Raw genomic sequence first — 13,308 nt, forward strand, 5'->3', positions numbered from 1 at the left:
AGCGGGTACTTCCTCGGTGCAGGCATCGTCTGGGCTCCTCTCATGAGACCCATCTGACCTGCTGTCACCTTTCCCCGCATCTCGGGGGAACCTCAAGCGCCACGAGGTTGATGCACCGGCTCGGCTTCAGCCCGCGGGTGTCCGCGCGGCGGGTCGCCGAGCGTGATGAGCAGGCCGTCACCGCATGGAAGGAGGCGACCTGGGCGGAGGTAAAAGGGCGAGGGCGGCCTGCGGGGGCTACGTCTGCTTCGAGGACGAAGCGGGCTTCACCCGTCGGCCGCCCCGGGGACGGACCTGGGGCCGGCGCGGCCGCACCCCGGTCGTGACGGTCAGTGGCCGTCGCTCGGGACGGCTGTCGGTGGCGGGGCTGATCGTCATGCGGTCCGGGTCCCGGACCCGGCTGTGCCACCGTCTGCGGACCCATCCCGCGGGCAAGGGCAAGCGCCGCAGCATGGACGAGCGGGACTTCATCGCGCTGGTCGACGGCGTCCATCAGCTGGTCAGGGCGCCGATCGTGCTGGTCTGGGACCGGCTGAACACCCACGTCTCGCGCAAGATGCGGGGCCTCGTCGCCGAGCGGACGTGGCTGACAGTGTTCCTGCTGCCCGCGTACTCGCCCGACCTCAACCCAGTGGAGTGGGTGTGGGCGCATGTCAAGCGCAGTCTGGCCAACCTCGCCGTCATGGCCCTCGACCGACTCGAAACCCTCGTCCACAACCGTCTCAAACGGCTTCAATACCGGCCCGACACCCTCGACGGCTTCATAGCCGGCACCGGCCTGACCCTCGACTCCCCAGCTTCACCCTGACGAGCCGAAGTCAGTAACGCAGCACCTCGACACGTGTAGCACGGCGAGTCAACGTGCTTCATTGGCTATTGTTGTCGGTGCGTCGCCATCCTGCGCCAGGCAGGCTCTCGGACCAGTGCACGTCATGGACGCGGAGCGCCACACCGGACAGTTGGAGGGCTGCAGAAGCGGTACTCGACACCGGCGGAACAGGGCCCGGTCACACTCCTCTCGCGTTCGCGCTCACCCAGTGCCGCAGCACGAGCACGCTGGTCTGGTCCTCCCTGATCGCGACCGAGACGGACCACTGGACCGGCATGGCACCGGCGATGCTGGTGATCGCCGAATGTGCGCTCACCGACGATGTGCGACGCTGCGAAGCGCGCCTACTTCGTCTCGTTCGGGTGGCTCGTGTGCACTTGCTCCAGAAAGACCGTGCGCTCGTGGACGTAGAACCAGATGCGCGCGGTGCCCTTCGCAGTCGGCTTGTGCTGCCACCGCTCATGGGTCGCGCCGCCACGCTCGATGACGCCGAGCTCACCCTTGAGCCGATAGTTCGTCGGCGTCGTGGACAGTGGCGTCCGCGTGACGAAGTCCCAGGTCTCCGTCATGGAGTTGCGGATCGTCGCGACGAGGTCGCGCCATCCCTTCTGCGCGTCGGCTGTGGCGAAGCGGATCTCGTACTCGATCTTCTTCGGAGGGCGAGGAACCAGCTCGCCCTTCTTGGCGGCCGCCACGGCTACGGACGCTCCACGGTCTCATCGCCATCAAGCCACTCCAGACCGGCGCTGCCGCTGCCGAGCCCGGCCGCGACGGCGGCGGCCGTCTCCTTCCAGGAGGTCAGCTCTGCGATCGCGAGGTGCGGCTGGTCCGTGGAGAACGACGCGCGCGCCGCATCGACGAGGTCCTGCGCGCAGGACTCCCGGTCGGCCGGCGACAGCGCAAGCATCCAAGGGAAGGCCTTGGACATTCGCTCGGCGAGCGAGCCGCGGTCGTCGAGGGTGACGGTGATGAGCTGCGCGGCAAAGTTCAGCAAGCGGGCACGCCCCTCGGCCTCGCGCTGCGACATCAGGACCAGAGGCTCGCCGTCGCGCCGGGTCACTGTCACGGGGTGATCCTCGGCCTCCGCGAAGACCTCGGCGGAGTGCTTGCTCAGGTCCGAGGACCGCCGAGTCGCCACGGGGAGGCCTGCTGCGATGGTCATGGAGCCATGCTATTCGGAACGTATTCGGAAGTCCAGTGCAGGCCGTGAAATGCGTGCGCCAGATCAGTCTCCAGGGGGGCGACGTGCATGCCTTCAAGATGCAGACGTTGCGCCTCCTGGAAGCGGTGCACGCCGCGATTCGCGATATCTACGATGGCCTCGACGGTCTCGACACGGCGGCACTCGACCAGAATAACGAAATCGGATGGAATCGACGTTCCCAAGCCGTCATCGACTCTGCGGTCAGCATGACGCTCCGCGGCGTTTGAGCTGCTCACGCTCTCCCGAAGCAGGGCGGCGCCAATCTGAAAGACCGACGGCGACCTCCGGGCTTCCAGCCCCTCAGGAGCGGACAGGCCGTTCTCAGACCTCCCGGGGATCTTGCCGGTCGAGCGCAGCCAGCACGCGAGTCGGATCGTCAATCAGATCGAACAGGCCGCTGGTCCGTCGCGCCCACTGCTCTGGATCCTCTCCCTCCGCGAACGCCGCGGCCGACGCGAATTGGTCCTGGAGGTTGACCGGTAGTCTGCCAGCCAGGGACGCACCGAGCTCTCGGCCCAGGACGGCTCGCGACGATGACGGCCGCATGAAGCGGGCCAGCTTGCCGGTCGCCGGGACGCCGGTGCCACTCACGCCCTCGATAGCCACGACGGCATCGCGCACCCAGCCGCCATCCCCGGTGTCGGGGAGCGGAACAGCGATCCGCTGAACGCTGGCGATCGCATCCCTCCCCAGCGCGAGCGAGAGCCCTCCGGGATCCTCGTGGTAGTTCAGGTAGCGGGCGACATCGACGCCTGGAGGGCAGACCTCGTCGATCACAACGTCGCCGACGAAGTTGCTGGGGTCGACGAGCCACCCCTCCCGCACCACGACGGATGGCTTCAGACGGACCCGGTAGAGGTAGAACTGGCTGCCCTGGTCAGCCTGGTCGCGCATCCGTCTCAGCATGTTGTGGACGGCGGCCTCGTACGTGCCGACGTGGAGCGCCTTCGCCCGCTGCCGCGCGATCCACTCGGCAACCCGCTGCTCTCCGCCCATCATCCTGCGGGTCTCGTAAGTCAGGACGGCTGCCGGGTCGAAATCCTGCGTCGGCCAGTCCGGCTGCGTGCTCGTGTGGTACCAGAAGAACCGCGCTACCCGGTCGTCGTCGAGCGCCGGGTCATCGGGGTCGACCGTCACCCGGGGCGAGTCCTCGTGCTCGCAGGTCATGCCGCATCCGGGGCAGGTCTCCTCCCCCTGCTCCCACCGGTCGATCCAGTCCAGATCGACGCGCCACTGGTGGCCGCACGCCCCACACAGCATGCGCCGGTCGCGCGAGAAGTCGATCCACCGTTCCATGGAACCATTCTCCGGAAGCGTCCGACGGAGAGCCAGCCTCAGCCGAGGTCTCGAGCCCGACGGAACTCCGCTTCCGCGGCGTCTGCTTCGTCGCGGAGCAGGTCGACGATCTGCTCTGCGGACCTGCTGGGATCCTCGGACCGCAGCTCAGCAGCGCGGCGGGCAGCGTACCGCTTGCCCACGGCCATCTCCGCGTTGAGCAGAGACTCGGACATGGCAGCGAGAGAACCGCTCACGCTTCAGCCCTACGGGCGGATGCGTCTGATGCGACGAGACCCCGGCAGATTCGTCGGGGCCTCGTCGCGCTCCGAGGATCGGTTCCCTAGGAGACGTTCGCCGTCTTGACGCTCGTGTTGCTGACCGGCACATCGATCCGGTCCCGAGCGACGACGCCCCCATCCTTGACGACGTAGCACTCGACGACGTGCTCGCCCTTGAAGCGCGAGTGCTCGGTGCGGACTCCCCGCGTGCTCGAGTCGACGATCTGGCCGCGGATCTTGTCCCGCCGCTCGGCTTCCGGACCACGATTGAGCACCTTCCACTTCAGCGTGTAGGGCTCCCCGACCGAGCAGTGAGTGACCACGAACCTCAAGCTCTTGTCGGCCTTGAGCAGGATCCCGCCGCGACGCATCGCGCGGAGCCAGGTCGGACGCCATCCGGCCTGCGTGACCTCGCAGTCGATAGACACGGTCTCGGAGACATCGACCGGGAACTCGTCCTCGATGAACTCCTCGGTGTCCCTGAACGACCGGGACGACTCGCTCGCGCTCTTCGCCAGCGGCACCGACGTGCCGAACACCTCGCGCCACTTCTTGTGGGCGGACGTCTTGCCTTCGTCCGCGATCGCCTCAAGGCATCGGTTGTACGCCTTCTTCGCCTTCGGCTGGAACTTCGCCTTGACGTGGACCCGCTGCCGGCTGCCCAGCGCCAGGTAGTACTCCTGCTCTGGCTGATCTTTCAGAAATTCGAAGAAGTCGCGGGCCATGAGGTCGAACGAGCCTGTGCCCGCTGCGTCGTAGTCGTCGGCCTGGTCGAAGAAGTTGTAGACGAGGGTGTCGATGAGCAGGCCGCCCATGTTTACGCCGTTCGCGTTCTTCCATGCCCGTGCCATCCGGGCGAGGTGGCGCATGTTCGTCGCGGTGCGGTCGTTGCACTCCTTGGTCGCGGCGATCTCCTCGCGCGGCTTGGTGACCCTCCAGCCCCCAGCCTTCGTGTCCGGGTAGTCGAAGCTGCCATCGGCGTTCTCAAATGCCGGCTGGACCTCGAACTTGAAGGCGTTGGACGTGAACCGCACTCGGACGACGCACTGGTCGACGCGGACCTCCGTGTTCTTGTACCGCGCCTTGAGGCCGTCGCGAACCCTCTCGAGAATCCTCCGCGGTCCGGTGTCCCCGTCGTAGCTCGCCCGGATCCCGGGCGGGAGGATGAAGATCATGTCGAGATCGGACACGCCCTTGATCGCGGTGTGCCGGCCGAACGATCCGACCATCAGCTTGTACTCGGTGCAGCCATCCTTGTCGCGGAAGTCCTTGTTGAGCGCCTTCGTGATCTCGTCCCGGCGCGAGGCGACCGTCGTGGCCGTCTCTCCGACCTTGAGGTTCTGGAGCAGCGTTTCGAAGATCTCTGAGGTCTTCATCGTCATGCCTCGCCTTCGCCGAGCCGGAGCGCCTCCGGGAGAAACAGGTCGATCTCGTGCGAGGTGAACGTCATCTCCTCGTTGTTCTGCAGTCCGCCCTGGGCACGCGCGAACGCCCTGTTGCTCGTCCTGGGCGCTTCGGCGTAAGCGTCGCGCGCGGACTGCTGCAGCTCGTCCCGCCGCTCTCGACCCTCTGCGTTGGAGACGGTGCCGGACATCAAGTCGGCGATGAGGGAGATGTACGACTCCCAAACGTCCCACAGCCGAGAGGCGATAGCGCGGTGGGCCTCGGACTCCTCCTCGAACTTGAAGGTCTTCGCCCCAAGGCTCATCCAGCTGACCAGGAGCGCGATAGAAGAGGTCGCGAGGCTCGTCAACACTGCGCTGCCGAGCAGGCCGACCACCGCGGCAAGGAAGGTGCCCGAACCGATCGCGGTGAGGGCAATGAGGACGCCCTGCTGCCACCGGTGCTTGGCGAAGCAGATGTCCGCCTGCTTCTCATGGGTCTTGTGGCTGTAGACCACGCGCCCGAACGCCTCTCGCATCTGCGCCAGAAGGTACGGGTCCCGGTCGGGCACCGCTTCGCTCTCGTGTGTCCATTCGTTCCTACCCGGTCGAGGACTCCTGGACATGCGCCTGAAATTCAGGTGCACATCTTCTGAGTATGGTGGCGACCACTGACACTCCGACCGACTCGAGCTACCTCCCATCCAGGCCGCGCTGGATCCGGTCCTCCCCGCGCGGCTGAGCGACGGCGACGACACGCAGCTGCAGCACATCGCCCAGTGGCGCTCGCTCGCCACACGCTCGCAAGGACAGAAGAACCCCGTACCTGGTACCAGGTACGGGGTTCTTCGTCGTCGTAGGATGCTCAGCTCCACCCCGGGAACAGATCGCGTGCGTTCATGATCGCCGCGCACCTTCCGCCCCGTCGAGCGCGAGCGCCCCGCCCACTGCGCGAGACAGAAGAGGCGGGGCGCTCGTTCAGGTCAGCTCAACTACCGCTAATTTGGCGGAGCACGTACTGCATGATGCCGCCGTTGCGGTAGTAGTCCGCCTCACCGGGGGTGTCGATGCGGACGACCGCGTCGAACTCCACACCGGTGTCGGTGGTGACCTTGACCGTGCTCGGCGTGGTGCCCTCGTTCAGCTCGGTGATGCCCGTGATGGAGAAGGTCTCCTCACCGGTCAGACCGAGCGAGTCGGCCGACTGGCCGGCCGGGAACTGGAGCGGCAGGACGCCCATGCCGATGAGGTTCGAGCGGTGGATGCGCTCGTACGACTCGGTGATGACGGCCTTGACGCCGAGGAGCGCGGTGCCCTTGGCGGCCCAGTCGCGGGAGGAGCCGGAGCCGTACTCCTTGCCGCCCAGGATGACCAGCGGGGTGCCGGCGGCCTGGTAGTTCTGCGAGGCGTCGTAGATGAACGACACCGGCGCGTCGGCCTGGGTGAAGTCGCGGGTGTAGCCGCCCTCGGTGCCCGGCGCGATCTGGTTGCGCAGGCGGATGTTGGCGAAGGTGCCGCGGATCATGACCTCGTGGTTGCCACGGCGCGAGCCGTAGGAGTTGAAGTCACGACGCTCCACACCGTGCTCGGTGAGGTACTTGCCGGCCGGGGTGTCGGCCTTGATGGCACCGGCCGGGGAGATGTGGTCGGTGGTGACCGAGTCGCCCAGCTTGGCCAGGACGCGGGCGCCGGCGATGTCGGCGACCGGGGTGGTCTCCATCGTCATGCCCTCGAAGTACGGGGGCTTGCGCACGTAGGTGGACTCGGCGTCCCACTCGAAGGTGTTGCCGGTCGGGATCGGCAGCGCCTGCCACTGGGCGTCGCCCGCGAAGACGTCCTGGTAGGACTTGCTGAACATGTCCTCGCCGATGGCGTTGGCGACGACGTCGTTGACCTCGGCCTCGGTCGGCCAGATGTCGGCCAGGTGGACCGGCTTGCCGTCCTGGTCGACTCCGAGGGCGTCCTTGGTGATGTCCACCTTCATGGAACCCGCGAGGGCGTACGCGACGACCAGCGGCGGGGAGGCCAGGTAGTTCATCTTGACGTCGGGGTTGATGCGACCCTCGAAGTTGCGGTTGCCCGAGAGCACCGAGGTCACGGCCAGGTCGTGCTCGTTGACGGCCTTGGAGACCTCCTCCGGCAGCGGGCCGGAGTTGCCGATGCAGGTGGTGCAGCCGTAGCCGACGAGGTTGAAGCCGACCTTGTCGAGGTACGGGGTGAGGCCCGCCTTGTCGAAGTAGTCGGTGACGACCTTCGAGCCCGGGGCGAGGGTGGTCTTGACCCACGGCTTGCGGGTCAGGCCCTTCTCCACGGCCTTCTTCGCGACGAGCGCGGCGGCGACCATCACGTACGGGTTCGACGTGTTGGTGCAGGAGGTGATCGCGGCGACGGTGACGGCGCCGTGGTCGATCGTGTAGGTGGTGCCGTCGGGGGCGGTCACCTCGACCGGGTTCGACGGGACGCCGTTGCTGACGGCCGGGGCGTCGGAGGCCGGGAAGGACTCCTCGCCCGCCTCGTCGGCGGTGGCGACGTAGTTGCGGACGTCCTGGGCGAACTGGGCGGCGGCGTTCGCGAGGACGATGCGGTCCTGCGGGCGCTTCGGGCCGGCGATCGACGGGACGACGGTGGAGAGGTCGAGCTCCAGCTTCTCGGAGAAGTCGGGCTCGGCGGCCGGGTCGAGCCAGAGGCCCTGCTCCTTGGCGTACGCCTCGACGAGCGCGACCTGCTGCTCGGAGCGGCCGGTCAGCTTGAGGTAGTTCAGGGTCTCGCCGTCGATCGGGAAGACCGCGGCGGTGGAGCCGAACTCCGGCGACATGTTGCCGATGGTGGCGCGGTTCGCGAGGGAGGTGGCGGCGACGCCCTCACCGTAGAACTCGACGAACTTGCCGACGACACCGTGCTTGCGGAGCATCTCGGTGATGGTCAGCACCAGGTCGGTGGCGGTGGTGCCGGGGGTGAGCTCGCCGGTCAGCTTGAAGCCGACGACGCGCGGGATGAGCATGGAGACCGGCTGGCCGAGCATCGCGGCCTCGGCCTCGATGCCGCCGACGCCCCAGCCCAGCACGCCGAGGCCGTTGACCATGGTGGTGTGCGAGTCGGTGCCGACCAGGGTGTCGGGGTAGGCTTGGCCGTTGCGGACCATGACCGTGCGGGCCAGGTGCTCGATGTTCACCTGGTGGACGATGCCGGTGCCGGGCGGGACGACCTTGAAGTCGTCGAAGGCGGTCTGGCCCCAGCGCAGGAACTGGTAGCGCTCGCGGTTGCGGCCGTACTCCAGCTCGACGTTCTGCGCGAAGGCGTCGTTGGTGCCGAACTTGTCGGCGATGACGGAGTGGTCGATGACCATCTCGGCCGGGGACAGCGGGTTGATCTTCGCCGGGTCGCCGCCGAGGGCCGCGACGGCCTCGCGCATGGTGGCGAGGTCCACGACACACGGAACACCGGTGAAGTCCTGCATGATCACGCGGGCGGGCGTGAACTGGATCTCCTGGCTCGGCTGAGCCTGCGAGTCCCAGTTGCCGAGGGCCCGGATGTGGTCGGCGGTGATGTTCGCGCCGTCCTCGGTGCGGAGCAGGTTCTCCAGGAGGACCTTCAGGCTGTAAGGGAGGCGCGCGGAGCCCTCGACCTTGTCCAGCTTGAAGATCTCGTACGACTCGTCGCCCACGCGCAGCGTGCTGCGGGCGTCGAAGCTGTTCGCCGACACGACAGTCTCCTTCATATATGTGCGCGTTCCATCACATCCTGCCGCCACGTACACGTCGTCGATCCGCTAAGGTAAGGCTAAGTTAGGTAACCCTTACCGGGGTGGCGGCAGCGGTGCGCCTCGGCAGATATCTCGATGTCGAGATAACTCTAGTACATCACCGCCGCGCGGTCATGCCTGGCATGCTGCCGACCTCCCCCATCCGATCGAGTCGCCCACCCGTCGACCCCGGCCGTACGGCCCGCGAGCCCCGGTGGACCCCCGCCACGGACGCGATCGCGCCGGGAGCGAAGGGACGGCCATGCCGGCCGGGTCACCCTGCGGCGCCCCGTCCCGTTTCCGGGGCGGTGTCGGGAGGCGGTGCGCCGTCTCCCCGATGACTTCGGTCCGGCCGTCACGGGGAACCGAGGGAAGGGACGGACGACCCGCACGGGCCGGACCGCCGGCCGCTCCCCGTCGGACGCCCCGGTTACGGTTGCCCGGTGAAGGAATCGAACGCACCGGCCGCCTCCGACCCGCCCGGCGCGCTGCTCCCCCTCCTGCGCGCGGACGAGGAGGTCGTCTCCTTCTTCGCCGCGGTCGCGGACCTCGATGCGACGGATCCGGCGCCCCACGGACCGGAGGACGGCATCAGGCTCGCCTCCGGGGCCCGACTGGAGCAGTTCGCCCGGGCGGGCTCGGGAGACGCGTACTGCTTCGTCGGCGAGGGCGGGGAGGAGCGCCCGGTGGCGTACGTGACCCTCGACGGCGAAGCGGGGCCGCTCGCCCTCGGGCTGCCGGAACTGGTGCGGCTGTGCCTCGTCGCACCGTGGTGGCGGGACGCCCGGGGACGAACGGCCGGGGAGCTCCGCACGATCGCCGACGGATACCGGGAGGAGCTGCCCGACCTCGGCCGCCGGCGCGACCGTGCGACCCGGGCGCTCGGCCTCGATCCGGCCGCGCTTCCGTCCGAAGCGGCGGCCCTCGCCCGACTCGCGGAACTCTCACGGGGGCCGGTCGCGACGAGCTGCCTGGTCCTCGGGCCCGAGGGCGATCCGCTGGACCCCCTGTTCGACGGCGCCCCCGAGCGGCCCTGACCGTCCGGAGGGCCCCGGCCCACGGACCGGGCGCCCGGCGCCGGTCACCGTGCGCCCCGCCCCGTACGGACGCGGTCCGATTGCCCGGACGGCCTCCGCGATCGACGATCGACCCATGTTCAGTGGCGCGCACGTGGTCCTCTACACCCGGGACGCGGAGGCCGACCGGGCCTTCCTCAAGGACGTCGTCGGCTTCCCCTATGTGGACGCCGGGGACGGCTGGCTCGTCTTCCGACTGCCACCCTCCGAGATCGCCGTGCATCCGACACAGGAGGAGCCGAAGGACGAGGTGTACCTCATGTGCGACGACATCGCGGAGACCCTGAAGACGCTGGAGGACCGGGGCGCGGAGATCTCACGGGCCATCACCGACCAGGGCTGGGGGCTGCTCGCCGCCGTCCGGCTGCCGAGCGGCACCGAACTCCCCCTCTACGAGCCGAGTCACCCGACTGCCCACGGCGACTCACCCTGATGCCTCACCCCCCTGACGAATCACATCTCATATCTGAGATAACGTGACGCCATGGCAGACGACTACCTCGTACGCATCGGCAAGCTCATCCGTGACGCCCGGCAGCACCGTGGCTGGACGCAGACGCAGCTCGCCGACGCACTGGCCACGAGCCAGAGCGCCGTCAACCGGATCGAGCGCGGCAATCAGAACATCAGCCTTGAGATGATCGCCCGGATCGGCGAAGCCCTCGACAGCGAAATCGTGTCCCTCGGTTACGCCGGCCCCATGCACCTCCGGGTCGTCGGCCGCCGTCGACTCTCCGGCTCCATCGACGTCAAGACGAGCAAGAACGCCTGTGTCGCGCTGCTCTGCGCCTCCCTCCTCAACAAGGGCCGCACGGTGCTGCGCCGCGTCGCCCGGATCGAGGAGGTCTTCCGACTCCTGGAAGTCCTGAACTCCATCGGCGTCCGGACCCGTTGGGTCAACGACGGCGTGGACCTGGAGATCGTCCCGCCGGCCGAGCTCGACATGGAGGCCATCGACGCCGAGGCCGCCATCCGCACCCGCTCGATCATCATGTTCCTCGGCCCGCTGCTGCACCGCATGGACCGCTTCAAGCTGCCGTACGCCGGCGGTTGCGACCTCGGCACCCGGACGATCGAGCCGCACATGATCGCGCTGCGCCGCTTCGGCCTGGAGGTCACGGCCACCGAGGGCATCTACCACGCCCAGGTCGAGCGCTCCGTCTCCCCCGGCCGCCCGATCGTCCTGACCGAACGCGGGGACACGGTCACCGAGAACGCCCTGCTCGCCGCCGCCCGGCACGACGGCGTGACCGTCATCCGCAACGCCTCCTCCAACTACATGGTCCAGGACCTCTGCTTCTTCCTGGAGGCGCTCGGCGTCCGGGTCGAGGGCATCGGCACCACCACCCTGACCGTGCACGGCGTGCCGCAGATCGACGTGGACGTCGACTACTCCCCCTCCGAGGACCCGGTCGAGGCGATGAGCCTGCTCGCCGCCGCGGTCGTCACCGAGTCGGAGCTGACGATCCGACGGGTCCCCATCGAGTTCATGGAGATCGAGCTCGCGGTCCTGGAGGAGATGGGCCTCGACCACGACCGCTCGGCGGAGTACGCGGCGGACAACGGGCGCACCCGGCTGGTCGACCTGACGGTCCGCCCCTCCAAGCTGGAGGCGCCGATCGACAAGATCCACCCGATGCCGTTCCCCGGCCTCAACATCGACAACGTCCCCTTCTTCGCGGCCATCGCGGCCACGGCCCAGGGCAAGACCCTCATCCACGACTGGGTCTACGACAACCGCGCCATCTACCTCACCGACCTCAACCGCCTCGGCGGCCGCCTCCAACTCCTGGACCCCCACCGCGTCCTGGTGGAGGGCCCCACCCGCTGGCGCGCCGCCGAGATGATGTGTCCGCCGGCCCTCCGCCCCGCGGTGGTCGTCCTGCTGGCCATGATGGCCGCCGAGGGCACCTCCGTCCTCCGCAACGTCTACGTCATCAACCGGGGGTACGAGGACCTCGCGGAGCGCCTCAACTCGATCGGCGCGCAGATCGAGATCTTCCGCGACATCTGACGTGAAGACGCCACCGCACCTTGTCTGACCTGCCCTTGAGCGGGTCGGGGAGGGGTGCGGTGGCGTCCGTGGGACTCCTCCGGAACTTCGGGCCGTTGGGCTCCTGCGGGTTGCTTTCCGCCCCGTGCGCCCGCGCGAGGCAGGAAGTGGGAGTGCTTCCGCAGGGTGAACCCAGGGGCAAAGTGCCCTGGCCAGCACGCGAGAGAGGCGACCGGTTCCCCGGCCTCCAGCCCGTACGAGGAGGCGTTCGGCGTCGCATTCGAGGCCGCCGGGGTCCCGACACGTTCTGGAGTGCCCCGAAATTCCGACACCTGGACACTGGATGTTCCGTCATCCAGGGGAAGCGGTCCAAGGCGGCAAAGCGGAAGGACTACCCCGAAGAGTTCAAGCGTGCCGAGGTGGCCCCGGTGCGTTCCTCACCGGACCGTTCCCTCACCGACATCGCCCCACGGCCTGGGCATCCATCTGAAAGCCCTGCGCGAGTGGGTCCGCGACGACCGGACCCACAACCAGGCGGCGGACGGCGGGGAGTGACGCCGGCATGCCCCCCCCGCCGAGAAAGAAGAGCTCAGGCGCCTGCGGCGGGAGAACGCCCGGATCGAACTCCAGCAGCGCCTCGGTCGAGGCCAGCGGCGACAGCTTCACCATGAGGATCACCGTCCGCTCCAAGGACCGCTACGACTTCAACAAGGGGATGAACGACGTGAAGACCGGCATCGAGGACGCGGAGAACGGCCGGTGGGAGACGCTCGGATGGGCCAAGACCTTCATCACGCGGGGTACCGTCACCCGGACGGTCACGTGGACGCGTGGTGACATCCTTGGGCCCTCGAAGACATCCGGAGGTGGGGAACGATGACGAGCCGTCGACGCAGTCGACCCGGCAGGGCGGCCGGGACCACCCCGGCCGTACGGGCCGCGGCGACCGCGCTCACCGTGCTGCTCACCGCGTCCTGCGGCGCCACCAAGGCCGCCGACGGTGCCGGGGCGGAGCCCGGGGCCAGCAGGGCGTCGAGCGCCGAGCCGGCGGGCACGTGCGAGCTGAGCGGTTCGACGGAGCAGATCACCGCGCGTTTCTCCATGCTGGGCAAAGTGGTGAGCACCCAGTGGTGCGCCATCGACCTCACCCAGGACTCGGGACGCGTCCCGGGGCCGAGCGACATTCGGCTGGTGGGCTACTTCGACATCACGGCCGCGGACATGAAGGCGCTCGTCAGTCGGACCGACTGGACGTTCACCCGGGCTCCGCTGCCGCTGACGGAACTGCCCGCGCCCGTCGTGCAGGCGGCCGGTGCGACCTCGTCGTCCACGTCCGTCTGGGTGACCAGCGCCGAGCTGGAGAAGACCGTGACGCGTGAGGTCTACTCCGGGTCCTTCTACATCGAGGAGAAGGCGAACCGCATCGTCTTCGACACGGTCAATCCCGTGAGGGCCGACGCGAAGGTCGAGTACTACTGATACGACTGGTGCGGCATGTGCCGAACAGCGCGTCGCCCCGCCGGATC

16 protein-coding genes are annotated in these 13,308 nt (G+C 68.3%); 7 read left to right on the forward strand and 9 right to left on the reverse strand.

Going from position 1 to position 13,308, the window contains the following annotated elements; all coding sequences use genetic code 11:
• Window positions 1–184: 184 nt before the first annotated feature.
• Window positions 185–808 carry a transposase gene (locus ACFW2Y_RS29510; RefSeq protein WP_384885248.1) on the forward strand — a complete coding sequence of 208 codons (624 nt, stop codon included), beginning with the start codon at window positions 185–187 and terminating at the stop codon, window positions 806–808.
• A 199-nt stretch (window positions 809–1,007) separates the two neighbouring features.
• Here ACFW2Y_RS29510 and ACFW2Y_RS29515 read toward each other — a convergent pair whose 3' ends face one another.
• From ACFW2Y_RS29515 to ACFW2Y_RS29525, 3 genes are read right to left on the reverse strand one after another with little or no spacing between them, the layout of a single operon-like run.
• Complete coding sequence (locus ACFW2Y_RS29515) at window positions 1,008–1,145, reverse strand: hypothetical protein (protein WP_384885249.1); 138 nt, start codon at window positions 1,143–1,145, stop codon at window positions 1,008–1,010.
• A 28-nt stretch (window positions 1,146–1,173) separates the two neighbouring features.
• Entirely contained in the window at window positions 1,174–1,524 is a 351-nt protein-coding gene (locus tag ACFW2Y_RS29520; protein WP_384885250.1) for a hypothetical protein, read from the reverse strand.
• Between the two features lie 2 nt (window positions 1,525–1,526).
• On the reverse strand, window positions 1,527–1,991 hold the full coding sequence (locus tag ACFW2Y_RS29525; protein WP_384885252.1) for a prevent-host-death protein: 465 nt from the start codon (window positions 1,989–1,991) through the stop codon (window positions 1,527–1,529).
• A gap of 44 nt (window positions 1,992–2,035) precedes the next feature.
• Here ACFW2Y_RS29525 and ACFW2Y_RS29530 point away from each other — a divergent pair, with 44 nt between their 5' ends.
• Window positions 2,036–2,260, forward strand: coding sequence for a hypothetical protein (locus tag ACFW2Y_RS29530; protein ID WP_384885254.1), 225 nt, complete (start codon window positions 2,036–2,038; stop codon window positions 2,258–2,260).
• 94 nt (window positions 2,261–2,354) lie between these two features.
• Here the strand turns inward: ACFW2Y_RS29530 and ACFW2Y_RS29535 are convergent, their stop codons facing one another.
• The 5 genes from ACFW2Y_RS29535 to acnA form a co-directional block, all read right to left on the reverse strand.
• Window positions 2,355–3,329, reverse strand: coding sequence for a hypothetical protein (locus tag ACFW2Y_RS29535; RefSeq protein WP_384885255.1), 975 nt, complete (start codon window positions 3,327–3,329; stop codon window positions 2,355–2,357).
• A gap of 38 nt (window positions 3,330–3,367) precedes the next feature.
• Window positions 3,368–3,544, reverse strand: coding sequence for a hypothetical protein (locus ACFW2Y_RS29540; protein WP_384885257.1), 177 nt, complete (start codon window positions 3,542–3,544; stop codon window positions 3,368–3,370).
• Window positions 3,545–3,651: 107 nt separating this feature from the next.
• The gene (locus tag ACFW2Y_RS29545) at window positions 3,652–4,971 is read right to left on the reverse strand and encodes a nucleotidyltransferase (RefSeq protein WP_384885259.1); all 1,320 of its coding nucleotides are present in this window, start codon (window positions 4,969–4,971) and stop codon (window positions 3,652–3,654) included.
• On the reverse strand, window positions 4,968–5,510 hold the full coding sequence (locus ACFW2Y_RS29550; protein ID WP_384885261.1) for an SLATT domain-containing protein: 543 nt from the start codon (window positions 5,508–5,510) through the stop codon (window positions 4,968–4,970). Before ACFW2Y_RS29550 ends, ACFW2Y_RS29545 begins: the two co-directional genes overlap by 4 nt.
• Window positions 5,511–5,959: 449 nt before the next feature.
• Window positions 5,960–8,674: an aconitate hydratase AcnA gene (gene acnA / locus ACFW2Y_RS29555; RefSeq protein WP_384885263.1), complete on the reverse strand. Its 2,715-nt coding sequence runs from the start codon at window positions 8,672–8,674 to the stop codon at window positions 5,960–5,962.
• Between the two features lie 482 nt (window positions 8,675–9,156).
• On the opposite strand from acnA, the gene ACFW2Y_RS29560 reads away from it, so the two are divergent.
• The 3 genes from ACFW2Y_RS29560 (at window position 9,157) to ACFW2Y_RS29570 (ending at window position 11,803) form a co-directional block, all read left to right on the forward strand.
• Entirely contained in the window at window positions 9,157–9,750 is a 594-nt protein-coding gene (locus ACFW2Y_RS29560) for a hypothetical protein (protein ID WP_384885265.1), read from the forward strand.
• A 115-nt stretch (window positions 9,751–9,865) separates the two neighbouring features.
• Window positions 9,866–10,222, forward strand: a complete 357-nt coding sequence (locus ACFW2Y_RS29565) for a VOC family protein (protein WP_384885267.1) — start codon at window positions 9,866–9,868, stop codon at window positions 10,220–10,222.
• 51 nt (window positions 10,223–10,273) lie between these two features.
• Entirely contained in the window at window positions 10,274–11,803 is a 1,530-nt protein-coding gene (locus ACFW2Y_RS29570) for a helix-turn-helix domain-containing protein (protein ID WP_384885269.1), read from the forward strand.
• A gap of 432 nt (window positions 11,804–12,235) precedes the next feature.
• Here ACFW2Y_RS29570 and ACFW2Y_RS29575 read toward each other — a convergent pair whose 3' ends face one another.
• On the reverse strand, window positions 12,236–12,451 hold the full coding sequence (locus tag ACFW2Y_RS29575; protein ID WP_384885270.1) for a hypothetical protein: 216 nt from the start codon (window positions 12,449–12,451) through the stop codon (window positions 12,236–12,238).
• Here ACFW2Y_RS29575 and ACFW2Y_RS29580 point away from each other — a divergent pair.
• Both ACFW2Y_RS29580 and ACFW2Y_RS29585 read left to right on the forward strand, forming a co-directional pair.
• Window positions 12,450–12,662, forward strand: a complete 213-nt coding sequence (locus ACFW2Y_RS29580) for a hypothetical protein (RefSeq protein ID WP_384885272.1) — start codon at window positions 12,450–12,452, stop codon at window positions 12,660–12,662. The two genes, ACFW2Y_RS29575 and ACFW2Y_RS29580, sit on opposite strands and share 2 nt — an antisense overlap.
• Complete coding sequence (locus tag ACFW2Y_RS29585) at window positions 12,659–13,261, forward strand: hypothetical protein (RefSeq protein ID WP_384885273.1); 603 nt, start codon at window positions 12,659–12,661, stop codon at window positions 13,259–13,261. Before ACFW2Y_RS29580 ends, ACFW2Y_RS29585 begins: the two co-directional genes overlap by 4 nt.
• The last annotated feature ends 47 nt before the right edge of the window (window positions 13,262–13,308 follow it).

The sequence above is a fragment of the Streptomyces sp. NPDC058877 genome (assembly GCF_042742855.1).
Classification (GTDB): Bacteria; Actinomycetota; Actinomycetes; order Streptomycetales; family Streptomycetaceae; genus Streptomyces.

Bases quoted from the DNA above. Each gene is read 5' to 3' on its own strand.
- ACFW2Y_RS29510 (WP_384885248.1), top strand. From the start codon at position 185: ATGGAAGGAGGCGACCTGGGCGGAGGTAAAAGGGCGAGGGCGGCCTGC.
- ACFW2Y_RS29525 (WP_384885252.1), bottom strand. From the start codon at position 1,991: ATGACCATCGCAGCAGGCCTCCCCGTGGCGACTCGGCGGTCCTCGGAC.
- ACFW2Y_RS29535 (WP_384885255.1), bottom strand. From the start codon at position 3,329: ATGGAACGGTGGATCGACTTCTCGCGCGACCGGCGCATGCTGTGTGGG.
- ACFW2Y_RS29540 (WP_384885257.1), bottom strand. From the start codon at position 3,544: ATGTCCGAGTCTCTGCTCAACGCGGAGATGGCCGTGGGCAAGCGGTAC.
- ACFW2Y_RS29545 (WP_384885259.1), bottom strand. From the start codon at position 4,971: ATGACGATGAAGACCTCAGAGATCTTCGAAACGCTGCTCCAGAACCTC.
- ACFW2Y_RS29550 (WP_384885261.1), bottom strand. From the start codon at position 5,510: ATGCGAGAGGCGTTCGGGCGCGTGGTCTACAGCCACAAGACCCATGAG.
- ACFW2Y_RS29565 (WP_384885267.1), top strand. From the start codon at position 9,866: ATGTTCAGTGGCGCGCACGTGGTCCTCTACACCCGGGACGCGGAGGCC.
- ACFW2Y_RS29570 (WP_384885269.1), top strand. From the start codon at position 10,274: ATGGCAGACGACTACCTCGTACGCATCGGCAAGCTCATCCGTGACGCC.
- ACFW2Y_RS29580 (WP_384885272.1), top strand. From the start codon at position 12,450: ATGAGGATCACCGTCCGCTCCAAGGACCGCTACGACTTCAACAAGGGG.
- ACFW2Y_RS29575 (WP_384885270.1), bottom strand. From the start codon at position 12,451: ATGGTGAAGCTGTCGCCGCTGGCCTCGACCGAGGCGCTGCTGGAGTTC.
- ACFW2Y_RS29585 (WP_384885273.1), top strand. From the start codon at position 12,659: ATGACGAGCCGTCGACGCAGTCGACCCGGCAGGGCGGCCGGGACCACC.